The sequence below is a fragment of the Streptomyces sp. MUM 2J genome, from assembly GCF_022414535.1.
Classification (GTDB): Bacteria; Actinomycetota; Actinomycetes; order Streptomycetales; family Streptomycetaceae; genus Streptomyces.
Window position 1 is genome coordinate 78,143 of record NZ_JADWYM010000015.1, and the last position, 19,989, is coordinate 98,131.

A 19,989-nucleotide genomic window follows, 5' to 3' on the forward strand; every position below is an offset into this window, starting at 1 on the left:
TTACGGTCAAGTACGATCAGACCACGCACAGTTAACATCAGATGAAGCCCGGCCGCATCGGGAGAGGTGGGGCACGGGGCGGCCCAGGGGACGGCGGGGGCTCTCGGGAGGAGGAGATGCGAGAGTCGTCCGCGCCGTCGCCGTGGCTGTGAGCAGCAAGAACCCCATGCCGCCCCGCTTCCCGGGCAGACGCCGGAAGTTGGGCGGCGAGCGTGCCGCCGACCCACCCGACCGCCGCTCGGGGTACCCCGTACGCAGCAGGGCACGACCCGCGCCCCGGACGATGTGTCACCTGAGCGGGGGTGCCCCGCCACGGCCGGACGGCTCAGGGCACCGGCGTCCGCCGGGCGGCACGCGTCCCACCCGGCACGGCAGCGGACGTCGAACGCCGGCGGGGCCCGGCCCCTGGAAACCCCTCGCGCGGGGAGCGGGCGCGGGGTGGCTACGACACCTGCTGGCCCTTGCCCAGTGCGATCACGCCGTTCTTGGAGACCGTGTACAACGCGGCGTCGCGCTCCGGATTGACGCCGATCGTCGCGCCGGAGGGCACCTCGACGTTCTTGTCCAGGACGGCACCGCGGACGACCGCGCCGCGGCCGACGTGGACGTTGTCGTGCAGGACCGAGCCCTGGACGACCGCACCGGGGTCGACGACGACGCCCGGTGACAGGACGGAGCGGGTGACCTGCCCCCGGATCAGACAGCCCGCGCTGATGATCGACTCGCTGGCGATGCCACCGGCGTTGAAACGGGCCGGGGAGAGCTGGCCGGAGTGGGTGTAGATGGGCCAGCTGCGGTTGTAGAGGTTGAAGGCGGGCCGCTCGGCGATGAGGTCCATGTGGGCGTCGTAGTAGGCGTCGAGGGTGCCGACGTCCCGCCAGTAGCCCTGGTCGCGGCTGGTCTCGCCGGGCACGTGGTTGTCGCTGAAGTCGTACAGCGCCGCCTCGCCCCGTTCGGTGAGCTGGGGAAGGATCGAACCGCCCATGTCGTGGACGGACTCGGCATCCTCCGCGTCCCGCTGGAGGGCCTCGACCAGGGCCTTGGTGCTGAAGACGTAGTTGCCCATCGAGGCGAACACCCGTTCCGGGTCGTCGGCGAGGCCGGGCGGGTCCGCCGGCTTCTCCAGGAACCCCTCGACCGCCTGCCCGTCCGAGCCCGGCGTGATCACCCCGAAGGCCGCGGACTCGGTGCGCGGCACCCGGATGCCGGCCACCGTCACGCCGGCGCCGCTGTCGACGTGCTGGGCGAGCATCTGGCGCGGGTCCATGCGGTAGACGTGGTCGGCGCCGAAGACGGCGACGTACTCGGGCTGCTCGTCGTGGATCAGGTTCAGCGACTGGAGGATGGCGTCGGCGCTGCCCAGGTACCAGCGCGGGCCCAGCCGCTGCTGGGCCGGGACCGGCGTGATGTAGTTGCCGAGCAGGCTGGACATGCGCCAGGTGGTGGTGATGTGGCGGTCCAGCGAGTGCGACTTGTACTGGGTGAGCACGCAGATGCGCCGGATGTCGCCGTTGACCAGGTTCGACAGGACGAAGTCGACCAGGCGGTAGGTGCCGCCGAAGGTGACCGCCGGTTTCGCGCGGTCCGTGGTGAGGGGCATCAGACGCTTGCCCTCTCCGCCCGCCAGCACGATGCCCAGCACCGAAGCTCCACCACGCCGCATGGCTGCTCCCCTCACCATGATTGCCCCATGCCTGCCCCTGAGCAGGGCCGGCTAAGCCTGTTTCAGGATCTCCTCGTAGAGCCGCACGGTGCGCCGGGCCACGGCGTCCCAGCCGAACTCGCCCACCGCTCGCTCCCGCCCGGCCCCGCCCATCCGCCGGGCGGTCCCCGGGTCGCCGACCATCGCGTCCAGCGCCCGGGCGAGACCTGTCTCGAAGTCGTCGTCCACGGTGACGAGTACCCCGGTACGGCCGTCCTCGACGACCTCGGGGATGCCGCCGACCCGGGAGGCCACGACGGGGGTGCCGCACGCCATCGCCTCCAGGTTGACGATGCCGAGGGGTTCGTACACGGAGGGGCAGACGAACACGGCCGCGTGCGTGAGCAGCTGGATCACGTCGGGACGCGGGAGCATCCGCGGGATCCAGAAGACACCGTCGCGGGTACGGCTCAGCTCCTCGAACAGGGCGCGGAACTCGCGGTCGATCTCGGGCGTGTCCGGGGCACCCGCACACAGGACGACCTGCGCCGCCGGGTCGATGCCGCGCACCGCGCGCAGCAGGTGGTCGACGCCCTTCTGGCGGGTGATGCGGCCGACGAACAGCACGTAGGGACGGTCCGGGTCGATGCCGGTGCGGGCCAGAGCCTCCGTGCCGGGGTCGGGGCGGTACAGGGTGGTGTCGATGCCGTTGTGCACGATGTGCACGCGGTCCGCCTCCAGCGCCGGGTAGCAGGCGAGGATGTCCTCGCGCATCGCGCCGGAGACGGCGATCACCGCGTCGGCCGCTTCGATCGCGGTGCGCTCGGCCCAGCCGGAGAGCGCGTACCCGCCGCCGAGCTGCTCGGCCTTCCACGGGCGCAGCGGCTCCAGCGAGTGGGCCGTCATCACGTGCGGGATGCCGTGCAGGAGTTTGGCGAGGTGGCCGCCCAGGTTGGCGTACCAGGTGTGCGAGTGGACCACTTCGCGGCCCTGGAGCGCGGCGGCCATGGCGAGGTCGACGGAGAAGGTGCGCAGGGCGTCGTTGGCGCCGTCGAGGCCGGACCAGGGGCGGTGGCGCAGCACCCCGTCGGTGCGGCCCTCGCCCCAGCAGTGCACGGCGAGGTCGACCAGGGGCCGCAGCTCGCGGGCGAGGAACTCGACATGGACGCCCGCCCCGCCGTACACGTCCGGGGGGTACTCCCGGGTCAGCAGTCCCACTCGCACCCGCAACCCCCTGTGCTCGGCGGCCGTTCCCCCTCATGGTCACCCAGATGAGGCGCCCGGGGAAGAGCGTGGGGGCCTGGCGAAGCAACAGTCGCCGCACACGCCGCCTCCGGGCACCCGGTAGTACAGGCAGCAGCTGCGGCGCCGGAAGGCCGTGCCGGTGAGGGTGCCGGCCCCCGCGAGACGGGGGTGGCGGAGCAGGCCGGCGGCCAGGGCGCGGGCCCGTTCCGCCCGGTCGGCGCGGCCTGCGGCCCGCGCCCATCGGTCCAGTTGCCCGGCGGCGCCCGCGAGCGCGGAGGCGGCGTTGCCGCGCAGCAGGCCCGGTGCGAGGCGGTACCGGGTTCGCAGGGCGGCCTCCAGGGGCACGAGGTGCCCGTCGACGATCTGGGCCGCCAGGCCTTCCACGGGCCGCGGGCACACGGCCGCCGCATGCAGTTCGCCGGGGGCGCTGCCGTCCGGGTCCCAGTGCAGCATCCGCGGGTCGAGGTCGGGGAGGCAGTCGTAGAGCACGGCGCATCCGAGGGCGACGGACCACAGCCGGGCGGCGAGGCCGAGGTGGGCCACCGACGCGGCGACCCGCACCTCGGCGGCCCGGATTCCGGCGGCCACCTTGCCGACGCGGAAAGTGAGTGGATCTCCGTAAACATCCGATGTTTCTCCCTCGTACACCCGGGCGAGGGTGGGCAGACGGGCGGGCGGGGCTCCGGTCGTGCGCAGGAGGAAGAAGCCGCCGAGCGGACGGAGGGCTGCGAGATCGGGGTCGAGGTCCACGACGGGCAGTAGTACCAAGCCCGGCCGTAGGCGGGACCAGGGGCCCCTGCGGAGGTCGCCCGCCCGGGGGAGGACGGTCGGCACGGCGTACTCCATCGGCAGTAGGACCTATTGCGTGCTCAGGTACGACGACGGGAACACCGCGAGAGGGCATCGTGTTGTGTATGAGAGTCGACCGTTCGACGCGCCGGGTCCTGGGCCCCCGCCTGACGCAGAGGAGCCGCCGATGAGCGCCCTCGCGTTGTCCGTGTTGCTGTCGCTGGTCTCCGCCGTCGCCTACGCGGCCGGGGCGATCGTGCAGGAGCAGGTCGCGCTGTCCTCCCCCGGTGCACAGTTCGCACCGGTGCGGCGGCCGGCCTGGTGGGCGGCGGTGGCGCTGAACGGACTCGGCGGGCTGCTCCACGTGCTGGCCCTGGCGTACGGCCCTCTCAGCCTGGTCCAGCCGCTCGGCGCGCTGACGATCGTGTTCGCTCTGCCCATGGCGGCGCTGTTCGTGCGCCGCAGGGCCGGGGCGGCCGCCTGGCGGGGCGCCGTCATGGCGACGGTGGGCCTCGCCGGTCTGCTGTCACTGGTCGGCGCGGCCGGCGCGCAGTCGCTGAGCGCCTCGCAGCGGGTGGGCGCGGCCCTGGCCACGGGTGCCGCGGTCGCGGCGCTGATGGCTGCCGGCCGGGCTGCGCACCGGCATCCGGCGGTACGCAGCGTCCTGCTGGCCGCCGCCTCCGGCATCGCGTTCGGCATGGCCTCGGTGTTCACCAAGACCGTCGCCGTCGACTGGACCGGTGGCGCCGCCGTCGCGGACGTGCCCTCGCTGGCCGTGATCGGTGTGTTCGCCTCGGCGGGCGTACTGCTGTCCCAGGCCTCGTACCGGGACGGCGGGCTGGCGGCCCCGCTGGCGACGCTGACGGTCGTCAACCCGGTCGTGGCGGCGGCCGTGGGTATCACGATGTTCGGCGAAACCTTCCGCCACGGCACGACGGGCACCGTCCTCGCCCTCGGCTGCGGGGTCGTCGCGGCAGGCGGCCTGATCCTGCTGACCACCGAGCGCATCCAGCGGACGCCGGCACCCGGCACGCGCCCGTCACCGGCCGGAGTCCCGGTGGCCGCGGCCCCCGGAGGGCTGCCGCCGACGCCCGGTGACGCCGCGCTCGCGGGCGCCGAGGGACCACCGGCGGTGGGCGGGGAGCCGGCCGCGCCGGAACGCCGCGCGGGGCTGTCGCTCACGGCGGCCGCCGCACAGGCGGGCCCCGGAGGGCAACCGGCCCTTCCGGCCGTCCCCCGGCAACCCGCCACGGCGCCGGACGAGGAGACCCCCGTCCCGGCTGCCGCGCAGACGCCCGGCCCGCCGCCACCGTCCGCGCCCGACCGTCCGTCGCCCTCCGGCAATCCGAGGTCCGCCGGGCACGACGACGCTCCGCCCGCGCTGGTGTTCGGCCCCTTCTACGGCGCGCCGTTCGTGGCGGTGGCCGTCCTGGACCGCCACCGCACGCGTGTCAAATCCTGACCCCGCCGGCGCGCAGGTAGGCCAGCGGGTCCACGTCGGAACCGAAGCCGGGCCCCGTCCGCACCTCGAAGTGCAGATGCGGGCCTGTGCTGTTGCCCGTGGAACCCGAGCGCCCGATGCGCTGTCCCCCGCCCACCGCCTGTCCTTCCCGCACCGAGATCGCGGACAGGTGCGCGTACTGCGTGTAGCGCCCGTCCGCGTGCCGGATCACCACCTGGTAGCCGAACGAGCCGCCCCAGCCGGCGTCGACGACCGTGCCGGGCGCGACGGCCTTCACCGAGGTGCCGGTGGGCACGGGAAAGTCGACCCCGGTGTGGTAGCCCTTCGACCACGACGAGCCCGCGGCGCGGTACGGCGTACCGACGGCACCGCCGCTGACCGGGGCGACGCGTGCGTGCCCGCCCGTCGTGCTCCTGCGCGTGCTGCTCCCGCTCTGCTTCTTCGACGCCGACGCGCCGCTCTTCGGCGGGGCCTTCTGCTGCCGTGACGGCGAGGTCTTCTCCGGGCGGGACCCGGCGGCGCGGTCCGCGGCGGGCGCCGAGCCGGTGCGGCCCGCCAGGTCCAGCCGCTGACCGGGCAGGATCAGGTCGGGGTCGGCCCCGATCGTCTCCCGGTTGGCGTCGTACAGCCGTTGCCAGCCGCCGCGGACGTGCTGGGTGGAGGCGATTCCGGACAACGTGTCGCCGTGTACGACGGTGTACATCTCCGCCCTGCCGGCGCGCGACTGGGGCGTGGTCTGCGGCTGGACGTCGCGCACGGAGCTCGCGGAGACGCCCGCCGCCCTGCCGGGCGCCCCGTCCGGGCGGACACCGGGCGTGCCGCCGTCCCGGGTCAGTCCGGCCCGCACCGAGCACGCCGGCCAGGCGCCGGGCCCTTGCCCGTCCAGGACCCTCTCGGCGACGGCGATCTGCTCGTCCCTGGTCGCCAGGTCGGCGCGGGGCGCGTACCGGGTGCCGCCGTACTCCTCCCAGGTGGACTCGGTGAACTGGAGTCCGCCGTAGAATCCGTTGCCGGTGTTGATGCCCCAGTCGCCGCTGGACTCGCAGGCGGCGACCTTCTCCCAGGTTCCGGCGTCCGCGGCGTGGGCGGCACCTGCGCCGATGAGGGGCAGCGCCATCCCGGCACCGCCCGCGGTGACGGTGAGTGAGGCGCGGTTGATCCTGTTCGGCTGGTACCGGCGGTGCCGGCCGCGTACGGCCATGTCTGAAGCCCCCTCGCCTTGCGTCAGGAGGGCCAAAAGTAAGTGCCGCGAACAGGCCATGACAAGAAGACAATCGGACGCACACACGCACCAAGTGGCCTGTAATCGGCGCTCCTTGGCCGGAACCTCGGCCCGGCTTGAGGCACTGGGCCGTTCCGGTGCGTACTGAGATCCGGCGGGTCCGCTGTGCGCCCCCCGTAGCCGCACGTCAGGATGGTCGCCGGAGGACGACACCGGAGGGCGCACGACGGACGACGCCGGCGCACGGCGGCAGCACGGCCACCACCACCGGGCACGACCGGCACCATCGATGCACGACCGACAGAACACCGATCCACGACGAGCCACCAGGACCAGGACCACCGACAGCCGGCCGGCGCCTTGGCACCGGACCGCAGGACCGATACTCGACGGCAGCAGCCGATACAGATCCACCTTCCGAGATCCATATTTCAAGATCCACCTTCGATCGCGGGATCCACGGGATCCCCAAGGAGCAGGCGGTATGAGCACTTCAGCGCAGATCGGCGTCACGGGTCTGGCGGTCATGGGCCGCAACCTCGCCCGCAACTTCGCCCGCAACGGCTACACCGTGGCGGTGCACAACCGCACCGCGGCGCGCACGCACGCGCTCGTCGAGGAGTTCGGGCAGGAGGGGACCTTCGTCCCGGCCGAGACCGCGAAGGAGTTCGTGGCGGCGCTGGAGCGCCCCCGGCGACTGGTGATCATGGTCAAGGCCGGTGCGCCGACGGACGCGGTGATCCAGGAGTTCGCACCCCTCCTGGAACCCGGCGACATGATCATCGACGGCGGCAACGCGCACTTCGCCGACACCCGGCGCCGGGAGCGGGAACTGCGCGAGCAGGGCATCCACTTCGTCGGCACCGGTATCTCCGGCGGTGAGGAGGGCGCCCTGCACGGGCCGAGCATCATGCCGGGCGGCTCGACGGAGTCGTACGACTCGCTGGGCCCGATGCTGGAGAAGGTCTCCGCGAAGGCGGCGGACGGGGCGCCCTGCGTGACCCACGTCGGCCCCGACGGCGCCGGGCACTTCGTGAAGATGGTGCACAACGGCATCGAGTACGCCGACATGCAGCTGATCGGTGAGGCGTACCAGCTGCTGCGCGACGTCGCCGGGTACTCCCCCGCACAGATCGCCGAGATCTTCCGGAGGTGGAACACCGGCCGGCTGGACTCGTACCTCATCGAGATCACGGCCGAGGTGCTGTCGCACGTGGACGCGGCGACGGGCCGGCCGTTCGTGGACGTGGTGGTCGACCAGGCCGAGCAGAAGGGCACGGGCCGCTGGACCGTCCAGATCGCCCTCGACCTCGGTGTGCCGGTGTCGGGCATCGCCGAGGCCGTGTTCGCCCGCTCGCTCTCCGGGCACGCGGCACTGCGGGACGCCTCCCGCGGCCTGGCCGGCCCCCGGGCGTCCGCGCTGAGCGGCGACGAGGCCGCGGCGTTCGCGGACCGGGTGGAGCAGGCGCTGTACGCCTCGAAGATCGTGTCGTACACGCAGGGCTTCCACGAGATCGCCGCGGGCAGCGAGGAGTACGGCTGGGACATCGACCTGGGTGCCGTCTCGTCGATCTGGCGGGGCGGCTGCATCATCCGCGCCGCGTTCCTGGACCGCATCCGCGCCGCGTACGACGCGCGCCCGGACCTGCCGAGCCTGCTGTCCGACGAGACCTTCGCGCAGGAGATCGCCGACGCCCAGGACGACTGGCGCGAGGTGCTGATCGCCGCGACCCGCCAGGGCGTGCCCACCCCCGGTTTCGCGGCGGCCCTGGCCTACTACGACGCCCTGCGCGCCGAGCGCCTGCCCGCCGCCCTCACCCAGGGGCAGCGGGACTTCTTCGGGGCGCACACCTACCGCCGCGTCGACCGTGACGGCTCGTTCCACACGCTGTGGGGCGGCGACCGCTCGGAGGTCTCGGCCTAAGGGGCTCCCCGCTGGAAGTGCCGCGACGCGCCGTCGGTGGTCCGCGGCGCAGTCACGCCCGGGCGTGGTTCCCCGCGCCCCGTTTCGGGGGCTGCCTGCTGCGGATCGGCAGCAGGCAGCCCCCGACCCGCTGGGCACCGCGCCCGCCCGGCGGGCGGGCGGCTCGTCCGGGGCCACCCGCCGGGCACCACGGCGTCGCCGACCGGCCGCCGTACGCACGCGGGGTACGGCCCGGTGTACGGCGGCCCGGATACAGGACCCGGGTACGGCCCGGCACACGGCGAACCAGGTGCGGGCCCGGTGTACGCGGCTCAGCTGAGCGGCGGCCCGGGCTCCGGGTTCGGCACCGGCTCCGGACCCGGCGGGATCGGTGAGGGGTCGGGCTCGGGGACGGGACCGGGCGGGGGCTGCGGCACGGGGCTCGGCGGAGGCTGCGGCACGGGACCCGGCGGACTCGGACTCGGCGGAGGCTGCGGCACCGGGCCGGGCGGGGGCTGCGGCACGGGACCCGGCGGACTCGGACTCGGCGGAGGCTGCGGCACCGGTCCGGGCGGAGGCTGCGGCACGGGACCCGGCGGACTCGGACTCGGCGGAGGCTGCGGCACCGGGCCGGGCGGTGCCGGGGGCGGGGGAGGTTCCGGGTGCACGGGGTCCGGGACGGAGTGTGTCATGGTGTCCTCCAGCCGGCGGGGCGACCTTGGCTCTGGACTACTCCCCCGCCTACCCGGGTGCCGTGCGGCCAGTCACCCGAGGGAGCCACCGCACACGGCCGGGTGGGCGCAGGGTCCTGCCCCTCCCGGACAGCTCCGGGCCCTCAGAAGCGCCCGGGGTGGGCGGCGAGCCAGGCCTTCGCCGCACGCAGCAGCTCGGGGTCGGCCCGGGGGGCCTCCTCGGGGTGGCGGGCGGCCCACTCGACGACGTACGGACACAGCGGCGCGACCGGGACCTGCTCACGGGCCGACATGTCGTACAGTTCCCGGGCCAGCGAGCCGGCGATGCCCCGGCCCTTCTGGGCGGGCTCGACGACGGTGTGCACCGGGACCAGGGTGCGCCGCGGAGACTCCAGGACGAAGTACTCGATGCGGCCGACGACCTCGCCCCGCCCACCCAGTGCTTCGAGTCTGCCGGCCGCCCGGTCGTCCCGAATCCCGACGTCGCTCACGGGCACGCTCCTGGTCCGTCGGTCCTGTCAGCCCGAGACCGCCTGCGGGCTGCGCTCCTGGTCCGAGCCGGGTACCGGCTCGGACGGGTCGGCGCCGAGGGCCAGGATCCGGTTGCCGCGGTCCACGTGCACGATCCTGGGCTTCAGCGCCCGCGCCTCGGCGTCGGTGACCTGAGCGTAGCTGATGATGATCACGAGGTCGCCGGGGTGGACGAGGTGGGCGGCGGCGCCGTTGATGCCGATCACGCCCGAGCCGCGCTCGCCCTCGATGACGTACGTCTCCAGGCGGGCACCGTTGGTGATGTCCACGATGTGCACCAGCTCGCCGGGCAGCAGATCGGCGGCGTCCAGCAGATCGGCGTCGATGGTCACCGATCCCACGTAGTGCAGGTCGGCCTGGGTGACGGTGGCCCGGTGGATCTTGGACTTGAACATTGTTCGCATCATCGAGGTACTCCTGGACATAGGCTCCCTGCCTGCGTTTTTGCAGGTCAAGGGCGATTTTCCTACCCTACAACGAGTCGCGCGTCCGGGCGGCACCCCCAGGTTCTCCAGGACTCGCACTCACCACGTGCCGACTTTTCTGACGCACCGTCAGGCGGTGGGGGGAGAGAACTCCGCCCGCCCTCCCGGACCCCACCCCGACGACTGCACAAGCCTACGCAGCACCCCCCGGACGCTGTCCGTGATCACCGTCACTATCGGCCTGGTCGGCCGTGACGGCGCGGGCAAGACCACTCCCATGACCGCCCTCCCCGGGCAGGCCGAGCCCTCCGCAGGCACCGTCACGCACACCAGCCCGGTCGGCCACCTCGCGCGCAGGATTCCCGGACCGCCGACCCGCAGGTCAGCGTCACCGACCGGATCCTGTCCACCCGCGGCCTGGACCGGGCCCCGCACCGGCTGCGGGTCGCAATGGCCGACGCGGCCGGCCGCACCGGAGCGGGCGAGGAGCGCCTGCACCCGCGCCGAGGCGGCCTTCCGGTCAGGTGGTGGCCACGCCGCCGAGGCGGAGGCAGCGCGTGCGGCGGCCGGACTCGCACTGGCGGGCCGGGTCCCGGACGAGCCGGTGGCAGCCCTGTCCGGCGGGCATCGCCGACGGGTGGAGCCGGCACGCGTCCTCTTCGCCGGGCCGCGGGGCGCCCTGCTGCTGGACGAGCGTGTCAGGCGAGGGTCACCTCCACCGGGAGCTTCTTGACGCCGTTGACGAAGTTGGAGCGGACACGGGGGATGTCTCCGGCGAGGCGGATGTCCGCCAGACGAGGGATCAGCTCCTCGAACATGATGCGGATCTCGGTGCGGGCCAGCAGGTTGCCCAGGCACAGGTGAGGGCTGCCCTTGCCGAAGGTGACGTGGTCATTGTCCTGACGGGCGACGTCGAAGTCGTACGGATCACCGAAGACCTCTTCGTCACGGTTGCCGGAGGCGAACCACATGACGACCTTGTCGCCCTCCTTGACGTGCTTGCCACCGAGTTCGACATCGCGGGTGGCGGTGCGGCGGAAGTGGTACACGGGCGACGCCCAGCGCAGGAACTCCTCGACCGCCGTCGGGATCAGGGAGGGGTCGTCCCTGAGGCGGGCCAGCTGCTCGGGGTGCTGCAGCAGGGCCAGCATGGCGTGGGACATGGTGTGGCGGGTGGTCTCGTTGCCGGCGACCACGAGCAGCAGGAAGTAGTTGTCGAAGTCCTGCACGGACAGCGGCACACCGTCGCGCGGGGTTTCGTTGACGAGCCTGGAGACGATATCGGTGCCGTCCCTGCCTCGTCGCTCCCGGGCGAGTGCGCGGCCGTACTCGAAGACCTCGAGCGCGGCGGGGGAGCGGAAGGGCAGGTCCTTGTACTTCCCGCTCTCCTCACTCGTCAGAAGGACGTCTGCGTAGTCGGGGTCGGTGTTGCCGACCATGCGGTTGCCCCAGTCGATGAGCCGCTGGTTGTCCTCCGGGGGCACGTCGAGGAGGCGGGCGAGGACGTTGATGGGGAAGTCTGCGGAGACCTCGTGGACGAAGTCGAAGGTGCCCTTGGGCAGGGCGGCGTCGAGAGTGCGTGCGGTCAGGCCGCGCAGGAAGTCGGTGTAGCCGTTGATGACGTTCGCGCCGAACTGGCGCTGGATCACACGGCGCAGCGCGCGGTGGCGGACGCCGTCCATCTCCAGGATGGAGGCGCGCTTCTTGATCTGGTCGTCGTCGACCTCCTCGAGGTTGACGAACCTCATGGAGGTGAAGGTCTCCGGGTCGCGGTCGACGCGGGCGATGTCAGCGTGTCGGGTCACCGCCCAGAAGCCGGAGTTCGGGGCCTCCTCCGGCGTCCAGTGGACCGGGTCCTCGTGGCGCAGGGTGTGGAACATGCGCCAGGGCCTGGTGGGGTCGGTGAAGTTGTCGAGGTCGGCGAGGTTCACCTCCTGAAGCGGGAGGGGTTCGGCGAGGCGCTCGCGCAGCTCGGCTGCGGTGGTGGGAGTGGCCGGCACGGTGGGACTCGTCATGGCTGTGGATCTCCTGGTCGAGGGCTTCGGCTTTCGGGGCTTACTGGTGGTAGGCGTACTCGGTGAACTCCCAGTCGGTGACCTGCCGCCCGAAGCGTTCGACCTCGTCACGCTTGTAGCCGAGGAAGGAGGTGGTGAAGTCCTTGCCGAGGACGTCGGTCAGGGCGGTGTCCGCCTCCAGGGCGTCCAGGGCGGTCGGCAGATTCATCGGCAGGAGGGCGGAGCGGGCGGTGTCATAGCCGTAGCCCTCCAGCGGCGCCGGAGGCTCCTCGCCTGCCCGGATGCCGAGCAGGGCGGCGGCGATCGTGCCGGCGATCACCAGGTAGGGGTTGGCGCTGGCGTCGCCGAGCCTGAGTTCGAGGCGGGCGCCGGGGCCGCGTTCCGGCGGGATGCGCACCAGGGCGCTGCGGTTGTCCAGGCCCCAGTCGATCAGCCAGGGGGCGAGGGTGTCCGGGCCGAACCGCTTGTAGGAGTTGATCGTGGGATTGGCGAGGGCGGCCAGAGCGGGGGCGTGGGCGAGGATCCCGGCGAGGGCGTGCCGGGCGGTGGCGGACAGGCCGTGGGCGCCGGCGGGGTCGCCGAAGGTGTTGTGGCCGTCGGCGCCGACGCAGGAGAAGTGGAGGTGGAAGCCGGAGCCGCCCGCGTCCGTGAAGGGCTTGGCCATGAAGGTGGCCAGGTTGCCCTCCTTACGGGCCAGTTCCTTGACCGCGGCCTTGAAGCGGAAGGCGCGATCGGCCGCGTCGAGGGCGTCGGAGTGGGTGAGGTTGATCTCGTACTGGCCGCCGTCGAACTCGTGGTTGCCGGCGATGACGCCGAGTCCCAGGTCGCGCAGCTGGCGCAGGGTGCGCAGCAGGTGGTTCTCGGGATCGGCACGCAGGCCGGCGGTGTAGACGGCGCCGGTGGTCTCCGGGGCGCGCCGCCAGCCGGTGGGGGTTCCGGGGGCGGGCTCCAGCAGGAAGTACTCCAGCTCGGGCCCGACGACCGGGCGCAGTCCGTGCTCCTGGCATCGGGCCAGGACGGAGCGCAGCAGGTCGCGCGGGGACTCGGCGGCAGGGCCACCGGTGGCAGGGTCGGTGACCTCGCCGAGGCAGGTGGCGACCCCTGGCTCCCACGGCAGCGTCGCCAGCGTCTCGAGGTCCGGCCGTACGGCGATGTCGGGCAGGCCCGCGTCCAGACCGCCCGCGACCTGGGCGACATCGCCCTGCGGGGTGGTGTGGTACACGGCCTTGCAGAACGCCAGGCCGTGGTCGACGGCCGAGGGCAGGTGGTCGAGCAGGACGTCGCGGGCGCGGTCGGTGCCGATGAGGTCGGGATAGACGACCCGGACCACGTCGATGCCCTCGGCGGCCAGCCTCTCCATGTGCTGACGGATGTCTGGGGTGTCGGATGCGCTCACCGATGTCTCCTTGGGCGGAAGGGTGGCATCCCCCTGCCCTGAGGCTCTGGGGATGGGTGGTGTGCAGAGGACGGGAGCCGGGGCGCGGGAGGAGGAGGGAGGCAGACCCGGGTCAGTCGTTTGGTCCCGAACGGTATGGAGAAGGGTCATCGCCCCGCAAGGGGGCGGTCGCAAAAATTTATCCACCTGGACAGGTATTGACCAGGGCCGAGTCGGTTCCTATGTTGTTTGGAGCCAAACGAGTCAGGGGGGCGGGTTTCCGCCTCCCTTTGGCCGAGGGGTCCGGTCCGACGGTGGTCGGGCCCCTCTTACCCCTCCCTCCTCTCTCTTCCTGCTCCGCCGCCCACACCCCCAGGAGGACCGGCCATGAAGGTCGTCGTCGACATGAACAAGTGCCAGGACCACGGCCAGTGCGTCTTCGCGGCCCCCGATGTCTTCTCGATGGACGACAGCGGGCACCTGGTCCACGTCTCCGAACCGGACGAGGCACTGCGCGACGAGGTCGAGGAAGCCGCCGACGTGTGTCCGCTGCAGGCCATCCGGATCGAGGGCTGAGCCCCATGACCGGACGCATAGTCGTCGCGGGCGCCTCGATGGGCGGGCTGCGCGCCGCCGAGCAACTGCGTGCGGCGGGCTGGACCGGCGCCGTCACGGTCGTCGGCGACGAGCCGCACATGCCGTACAACCGGCCCCCGCTGTCCAAGGAGGTCCTGGCCGGCAAGGAACCCTTCGAGTCTCTGGCCATCACGCCGAAGGCGGCTGCCGCCGACGTGGAATGGCGGCTGGGGACGAAAGCCGTCGCGGCCCGGCTCGACGAGCGGACCGTCGAACTCGGCGACGGTTCGTCGCTGTCGTACGACGGCCTGGTGGTCGCCACCGGCATGCGGCCCCGGCGGCTGCGCTGCCCCGGGCCACTCGCCGGGCGCCACACGGTCCGCACACTCGCCGACGCCCAGGGGCTGCGGGGTGAACTGATCCGGCCCGGTGCGCGCGTGGTGGTCGTCGGTGCCGGGTTCATCGGCTGCGAAGTGGCCGCCACCGCCGTAGGACTCGGCGTGCGTGAGGTCACCGTCGTCGATCCGCTGCCGCTGCCCATGGTGGGCCCGCTCGGTGAACTGCTGGGTCGCGCGCTGCTGAAGCGGCACGAGGAGCGCGGGGTGCGCTTCGCGCTGGGCCGGGGAGTCGCCGGGTTCGAGGGCGCCGAACGGGTCGCCGGTGTGGTTCTCGGCGACGGAACGGTCCTTCCGGCCGACGTGGTCGTGGAGTCGGTCGGTTCGGCCGCCAACGTCGAGTGGCTGGACGGCAACGGCCTCGACCTGTCCGACGGTGTGCTCACCGACGAGCAGTTGCGGGTCGGCGGACGCGCGGATGTCGTCGCGGTCGGCGATGTCGCCCGCTTCCCCAACGCCCGCTACGACGGCGTACCCCGCCGGGTCGAGCACTGGTCCATTCCCACCGACACGGCCAAGCACGCCGCGAGGGTCCTTGTCGCCCATCTCGCCGGCACAGGACCCGGGTCCGCGCCGTTCGCGCCGCTGCCCACCTTCTGGAGCGACCAGCACGACTTCCGGCTGCAGTCCTTCGGCGCGCCCGTGCTCGGCAAGGACGACGTGCGGATCCTGGACGGCGACCCGGAGGGCGACATCCTGGTCGGCTATCACACGGGCGGCCGACTGGTCGGCGTCGTGGCCCTCGGCGGCCGGGCCGCCACCCTGCGCGCCGCCCGCCACCGCGCCCAGCTGCTCAAGCAGCCCGCCCTCACTGCGTAAGGAAGCCTTGCGATGCCCCCTGTCCGTGGTTACTTCCCTCCCAAGACGGCGAGCGGTACCTCGTCGCTCATCCCGTCACCGCCGTGGCGGTACTCCGGTGACCTGCTCACCGTCGAGTACCGCACCGACCCCGCCCGCGTGCTCGAACTGCTGCCCGAACCACTGGAGTTGGCCGACGTCGATCCTGGAGCTGTCGCGCTCGTCTGGGCCGACTGGCAGTCGTGTTCCGCCTCGGGGGAGGAACTGCTCGACCCCGTGCTGGCCCAGTACAAGGAGGCGTTCGCGGTCGTCCGCTGCAAGTACCGGGGGCAGACCTACAGCCGCTGCGTGTACATCTGGGTCGACAAGGACTTCGCCATCGCCCGGGGCCTGCATCAGGGCTACCCGAAGAAGCTCGGCTCGATCCACCAGACTCGTCCGCACCCGTACGGTCCCGCCCCGCGCATCGAGGCGGGTGCCCGCTTCGGCGCAACCCTCGCGGCGGCCGACCGGCGCCTCGCGCAGGCCGTGGTCACGCTGCGGGAGCCGTCCGGGACCAACGGCTTCGTCAACGGCCACCCCATGGCCCATCACCGCTGGCTGCCCTCCATCGAAAAGGGCAAGGGCCTGGCGCTGGACGAGTTGATCGAGTCCGGTGCGGCCTCCTTCGAGGGCGGGCAGCCCTGGGTGGGCGAGGCGGAGCTGGAGCTGTTCGACGCCCCCACCGAAGAGCTGGCACGACTGGAGATCCGCGAACCGATCGCCGCCTACCACCGCCAGGTCGGAGTCGTCTGGGACGGTGGCCGGCTGCTGGAGTCCGGCATGTCCGGCGCCGAGTAACCGCCTTACCCATCACAGGACTTGGAGACCGGACATGACCGATCACACCCTCACGGTGGCCGGGGTCGCCGTGGACACCCGGCACTGGATAGGTGGCGAGCGCGTCGCCTCCACCGAGACGTTCACCGATGTCTCGCCGATCGACGGAAGCGCTCTCGGTGAGATCTCCCGGGGCGCCGCGACGGAGGCGGCGGCGGCCGTGGCCGCGGCGCAGGCAGCCTTCCCCGCATGGGCCGCCACCCCCCGCGCCGAACGCGCGCGCATCCTGCACGCCATCGCCGACGGCGTGGAGAAGCGCCTCGAAGAGCTCGCCATCGTCGAGACCACCGACAACGGCGCCCTCCTGCGCTCCCACCGCCGCGGTGTCATGCCCCGCGTCGCGTACAACTTCCGCTTCTTCGCCGACTGGCTGATGACGCTCGACCGCGAGGACTTCGCTACGCGCGGCCACACGAATCACGTGAGCTGGGACCCGGCGGGCCCCTGTGTGCTGATCACGCCGTGGAACGCACCGCTGATGCTGGCGACCTGGAAGGTGGCGCCGGCGCTGGCCGCGGGCGACACCGTGGTGCTCAAGCCCGCCGAGTGGTCCCCGCTGACCGCCTCTCTGCTGGCCGACATCGCCGCCGAGGCCGGGCTGCCGGCCGGCGTCCTGAACGTCGTGCAGGGTTACGGCGCCGAGATCGGCGACGCCCTGACCTCGGCTCCCGAAGTGCGCCGGATCAGCTTCACCGGTTCCGTGCCGACGGCCAGGCGGATCATGGAGTCGGCCGCGGCGAACCTGACCCCGCTCAGTCTCGAACTCGGTGGCAAGTCGCCCCTGCTGGTGTTCGCGGACGCCGATCTGGACCTGGCGGTCGACCTGGCGGTGGAGCAGTACGACAACGCCGGGCAGGTCTGCCTCGCCGCGACCCGCATCCTGGTCGAGGAACCGGTCGCCGAGGAGTTCACGCGCCGGTTCGTGGAGAGGGCCGGGCAGCTCACGCAAGGTGACCCCCGGGACGAGGCCACCGACATCGGGCCCACCATCCACCCCCGCCAGCTGGAGAAGATCGACGGATTCGTACGGCGGGCCGTCGCGAACGGAGCCCGCGTGGTCGTCGGCGGACATCCCGAGGGCGGGCAGTACTACGCGCCGACCCTGATCACCGACGTCGCCCAGGACTCCGAGATCGTCCAGGAGGAGGTCTTCGGACCGGTCCTCACCCTCCAGACCTTCACCGACGAGGACGAGGCCGTACGGCTCGCCAACGACACCCGCTTCGGGCTCGCCGCCACCCTCGCCACCGGCGACCCCGAGCGTGCCCGGCGCGTCACCGCGCAACTGGTCGCGGGCACCGTCTGGGTCAACTGCTTCTTCGTACGCGACCTCCGGGCGCCCTTCGGCGGCTCCCGCCACTCCGGTGTCGGCCGCGAGGGCGGTACCTGGAGCTTCGACTTCTACTGCGACCTGAAGAACACCGTCACCGCGCCGAAGGGATTCAAGGACCATGGGTGAGATCGTCGGGGCCGGGCTCCTCGCCCATGTCCCCACCATCATGCTGCCGAAGGCCGACCGCCTCGAACTCAACGAGGGCAAGGAGATCACCCTCGTCACCGGTCTGGAGCAGCTCCGCAAGGAGGTCTTCGAGCGCGACGACTACGACACCGTCGTCGTCCTGGACTCCCACTGGGCCACCACCGTCGAGTTCGTCGTCACCGCCCAGCACCGCAGGGCCGGGCTGTTCACCTCCGAGGAACTGCCGCGCGGCATGTGCCGGATGCCGTACGACTTCCCCGGCGACCCCGAACTCGCCCGCAACGTCGAGAAGTCCGCCGACCAGCACGGTACCTGGATCACCGCGATCGACGACGCGTACCTGCCGGTCTACTACGCCACCGTCAACCTCTGGAAGTACCTCGGCGAGGGCCTGCCGGACAAGCGGTGGGTGACCATCGGCGTCTGCCAGACCGGTGACATGGAGGACCACCTGCGTCTCGGGCGCGCGCTCGCCGACGGCATCGCCGCCACCCCTGGGCGCCGGGTCCTCCTCGTCGCCTCCGGCGCGCTGTCGCACACCTTCTGGCCGCTGCGCGAACTGCGCGACCACGAGGCCAGCGACCCGGTGCACATCTTCACCCCTCAGGCGCGCGAGGCCGACCGCGAGCGCATCGCCTGGTTCGGGGAGGGCCGCCACGACAAGGTCCTCGACACCATGGACGAGTTCTGGAAGTACAAGCCCGAGGCGAAGTTCTTCCACTACCTGATGATGGCCGGCGCCCTCGGTGAGCAGGCGTGCGTCGCCAAGGCCCGCCAGTACGGCGAGTACGAGAACTCGATAGGAACCGGCCAGGTCCACCTCTGGTTCGACCGCCCGGCCGACGGCTGGACCGGCACCGGCCGGCCGGCCGCCTCCCCGTCCCCGCGCACCCCCCACAGCCGTATCTAGGAGCCTGGCATGCCCGAATACCGCCGCATCCTGCTGGATGGCGCCGCCGTCGAGGTCACCGTCGACGGGGACGAACTCGTCGCCGGGGACGGCCGCCGCACCAAGATCGAGGAAGCCAGGCATCTGCCCCCGGTCGTCCCGTCCAAGATCATCGCGGTCCACCTCAACCACTCCAGCCGTGTCGACGAGTTCCAGATCGAACTCCCCGGCACACCCACCTACTTCCACAAGCCGACCTCCGCCCTCAACTCCCACAGAGGCGCGATCGTCCGTCCCGAGGGCTGCACCTGGCTCAACTACGAGGGCGAGGTCGCCATCGTCATCGGAAAGACCGCGCGGAACATCCCTCCGGACCAGGCCGGCGCGTACATCGCGGGCTACACGATCGCCAACGACTACGGCCTGCACGACTTCCGCGACACCGACGCGGGCTCCATGCTCCGGGTCAAGGGCTCCGACACCCTGTGCCCGCTCGGGCCGGGCCTGGTCACCGACTGGGACTTCCACGGCAAGACGCTGCGCACGTACGTCAACGGCGAGGTCGCCCAGGACGGTTCGACCGACGAGATGACGTGGGACATGCACTACCTCGTCGCCGACATCGCCCGCACCATCACCCTCCACCCCGGCGACGTCCTGCTGTCGGGCACCCCGGCCAACTCCCGCCCCGTCCAGCCGGGCGACGTCGTCGAGGTGGAGGTCGAAGGCCTCGGCCGCCTCACCAACCACATCGTCACCGGCCCCACCCCCGTCCGCACCGACGTGGGCGCCCAGCCCACCGAGTCCGAGGAGGTGCTGTCCACCGCGCTCGGTGGCGACTGGGAACTCCGCGGCATCCGCCCGCCCCGGCGCTGATGCCGCCCACCGGACCGCGCCGCACCGGGCATGACGGAGGACGTCGCCCGGTGCCGCGCTTCCGGCGGACGCTGCCCGGGGCCCGGCACCGTCCCGCCCCTGGTCCGGCCCGTTCCCGGACATGGCGCGGCGGGTAGGGTCGCCCCCATGACCGACTCCGCCGAGCCCCCTGACGGGCGCAAGCCGCGCAAGAGGCGCATGAACTACGGCGAGGGCCGTGAGGCCCTGCTCAACGCGGCTGTGCGGGTCGTGGCCCGCGGTGGGCTGCGCAAGCTCACCTACCGGGCGGTCGCGGAGGAGGCGGGCACCACACACGGGCTGGTCGTGCACCACTTCGGCTCGCGGGACGCCCTCATCGAGGAGGCGCTCGCACACGCGATCCGCACCTCGCTGAACACCAGCGCGCTCGAACCGGGCACCGGCAAGGTCGCGGACTTCTCGGCGGGAGTCTCCGAGATGGTCACCGCCGATCCGGACATACAGGCTTTCCAGTACGAGCTGCTGCTGGAGGCCCGGCGCCGCCCCGAACTGCTGACGCACCTGCGAGCCCTGTACGACGAGTACTTCGACGCCACCGCGCGCGAGCTGTCCCGCATGCTGCCCGACGGCGCCGACCGCTCGCTCACCCGGCTCGTCTTCGCCGCCCTGGACGGCCTCGTGCTGCACCAGCTCGTGTTCGGCGGCCCCGAGACCACCGACGCCGCCATCGAGAAGCTGCGCACCCTGCTTCGGCTGCTCGCCGCCGAAGAGCACACCGACTCGAAGTCCGAGGACGGGCCGCACGACTGACTCCGC

At 72.3% G+C, this 19,989-nt stretch carries 17 protein-coding genes and 2 pseudogenes; 10 read left to right on the forward strand and 9 right to left on the reverse strand.

Features of this window, described 5'->3' with window-relative positions; all coding sequences use genetic code 11:
* Positions 1-442 precede the first annotated feature (442 nt).
* The 3 genes from glgC to I3F54_RS15450 are packed head-to-tail and all read right to left on the reverse strand — an operon-like array spanning position 443 to position 3,655.
* Complete coding sequence (gene glgC, locus I3F54_RS15440) at positions 443-1,663, reverse strand: glucose-1-phosphate adenylyltransferase (RefSeq protein WP_240119319.1); 1,221 nt, start codon at positions 1,661-1,663, stop codon at positions 443-445.
* Positions 1,664-1,714: 51 nt separating this feature from the next.
* Positions 1,715-2,866 carry a glycogen synthase gene (glgA, locus tag I3F54_RS15445; RefSeq protein ID WP_240119320.1) on the reverse strand — a complete coding sequence of 384 codons (1,152 nt, stop codon included), beginning with the start codon at positions 2,864-2,866 and terminating at the stop codon, positions 1,715-1,717.
* 39 nt (positions 2,867-2,905) lie between these two features.
* A complete protein-coding gene (locus I3F54_RS15450; RefSeq protein WP_240119379.1) occupies positions 2,906-3,655 on the reverse strand; it encodes a (2Fe-2S)-binding protein in 750 nt (249 codons plus the stop codon).
* Between the two features lie 208 nt (positions 3,656-3,863).
* Here I3F54_RS15450 and I3F54_RS15455 point away from each other — a divergent pair, with 208 nt between their 5' ends.
* Entirely contained in the window at positions 3,864-5,138 is a 1,275-nt protein-coding gene (locus tag I3F54_RS15455; protein ID WP_240119321.1) for a DMT family transporter, read from the forward strand.
* Here the strand turns inward: I3F54_RS15455 and I3F54_RS32530 are convergent.
* Positions 5,128-5,901 (reverse strand): annotated as a pseudogene (locus I3F54_RS32530) (peptidoglycan DD-metalloendopeptidase family protein); the annotation flags it as partial. The gene I3F54_RS15455 and the pseudogene I3F54_RS32530 sit on opposite strands and share 11 nt — an antisense overlap.
* Before the next feature lie 147 nt (positions 5,902-6,048).
* Positions 6,049-6,888: pseudogene (locus I3F54_RS32535) on the reverse strand (transglycosylase family protein); the annotation flags it as partial.
* On the opposite strand from I3F54_RS32535, the gene gndA reads away from it, so the two are divergent.
* The gene (gene gndA / locus I3F54_RS15465; protein ID WP_240119323.1) at positions 6,845-8,284 is read left to right on the forward strand and encodes an NADP-dependent phosphogluconate dehydrogenase; all 1,440 of its coding nucleotides are present in this window, start codon (positions 6,845-6,847) and stop codon (positions 8,282-8,284) included. The pseudogene I3F54_RS32535 and the gene gndA overlap by 44 nt on opposite strands.
* Before the next feature lie 814 nt (positions 8,285-9,098).
* Here gndA and I3F54_RS15470 read toward each other — a convergent pair.
* Complete coding sequence (locus tag I3F54_RS15470; RefSeq protein ID WP_240119324.1) at positions 9,099-9,446, reverse strand: GNAT family N-acetyltransferase; 348 nt, start codon at positions 9,444-9,446, stop codon at positions 9,099-9,101.
* A gap of 27 nt (positions 9,447-9,473) precedes the next feature.
* Positions 9,474-9,893, reverse strand: a complete 420-nt coding sequence (gene panD, locus I3F54_RS15475) for an aspartate 1-decarboxylase (protein ID WP_240119325.1) — start codon at positions 9,891-9,893, stop codon at positions 9,474-9,476.
* Positions 9,894-10,131: 238 nt separating this feature from the next.
* Here panD and I3F54_RS32540 point away from each other — a divergent pair, with 238 nt between their 5' ends.
* Positions 10,132-10,644: an ATP-binding cassette domain-containing protein gene (locus tag I3F54_RS32540; protein WP_374205928.1), complete on the forward strand. Its 513-nt coding sequence runs from the start codon at positions 10,132-10,134 to the stop codon at positions 10,642-10,644.
* Here I3F54_RS32540 and I3F54_RS15485 read toward each other — a convergent pair.
* Both I3F54_RS15485 and I3F54_RS15490 read right to left on the reverse strand, forming a co-directional pair.
* Entirely contained in the window at positions 10,610-11,926 is a 1,317-nt protein-coding gene (locus I3F54_RS15485; protein ID WP_240119326.1) for a cytochrome P450, read from the reverse strand. The two genes, I3F54_RS32540 and I3F54_RS15485, sit on opposite strands and share 35 nt — an antisense overlap.
* Positions 11,927-11,966: 40 nt before the next feature.
* Positions 11,967-13,322 carry a glutamine synthetase family protein gene (locus tag I3F54_RS15490; protein WP_240119327.1) on the reverse strand — a complete coding sequence of 452 codons (1,356 nt, stop codon included), beginning with the start codon at positions 13,320-13,322 and terminating at the stop codon, positions 11,967-11,969.
* Between the two features lie 366 nt (positions 13,323-13,688).
* Between I3F54_RS15490 and I3F54_RS15495 the strand changes: the two genes are divergently transcribed.
* The 7 genes from I3F54_RS15495 to I3F54_RS15525 all read left to right on the forward strand — a co-directional run bounded on the left by I3F54_RS15495 (position 13,689) and on the right by I3F54_RS15525 (position 19,983).
* A complete protein-coding gene (locus I3F54_RS15495) occupies positions 13,689-13,877 on the forward strand; it encodes a ferredoxin (RefSeq protein ID WP_240119328.1) in 189 nt (62 codons plus the stop codon).
* A 5-nt stretch (positions 13,878-13,882) separates the two neighbouring features.
* A complete protein-coding gene (locus tag I3F54_RS15500) occupies positions 13,883-15,091 on the forward strand; it encodes an NAD(P)/FAD-dependent oxidoreductase (protein WP_240119329.1) in 1,209 nt (402 codons plus the stop codon).
* Positions 15,092-15,103: 12 nt separating this feature from the next.
* Positions 15,104-15,910, forward strand: coding sequence for an acetoacetate decarboxylase family protein (locus tag I3F54_RS15505; RefSeq protein ID WP_240119330.1), 807 nt, complete (start codon positions 15,104-15,106; stop codon positions 15,908-15,910).
* A 34-nt stretch (positions 15,911-15,944) separates the two neighbouring features.
* Positions 15,945-17,408 carry an aldehyde dehydrogenase gene (locus I3F54_RS15510; RefSeq protein ID WP_240119331.1) on the forward strand — a complete coding sequence of 488 codons (1,464 nt, stop codon included), beginning with the start codon at positions 15,945-15,947 and terminating at the stop codon, positions 17,406-17,408.
* Positions 17,401-18,339 (forward strand): 3,4-dihydroxyphenylacetate 2,3-dioxygenase, encoded by a 939-nt coding sequence (locus tag I3F54_RS15515; RefSeq protein ID WP_240119332.1) that lies wholly within the window; start codon positions 17,401-17,403, stop codon positions 18,337-18,339. Before I3F54_RS15510 ends, I3F54_RS15515 begins: the two co-directional genes overlap by 8 nt.
* 9 nt (positions 18,340-18,348) lie before the next feature.
* Positions 18,349-19,194 (forward strand): fumarylacetoacetate hydrolase family protein, encoded by an 846-nt coding sequence (locus I3F54_RS15520; RefSeq protein WP_240119333.1) that lies wholly within the window; start codon positions 18,349-18,351, stop codon positions 19,192-19,194.
* A gap of 147 nt (positions 19,195-19,341) precedes the next feature.
* A complete protein-coding gene (locus I3F54_RS15525; protein WP_240119334.1) occupies positions 19,342-19,983 on the forward strand; it encodes a TetR/AcrR family transcriptional regulator in 642 nt (213 codons plus the stop codon).
* Positions 19,984-19,989: the final 6 nt, after the last annotated feature.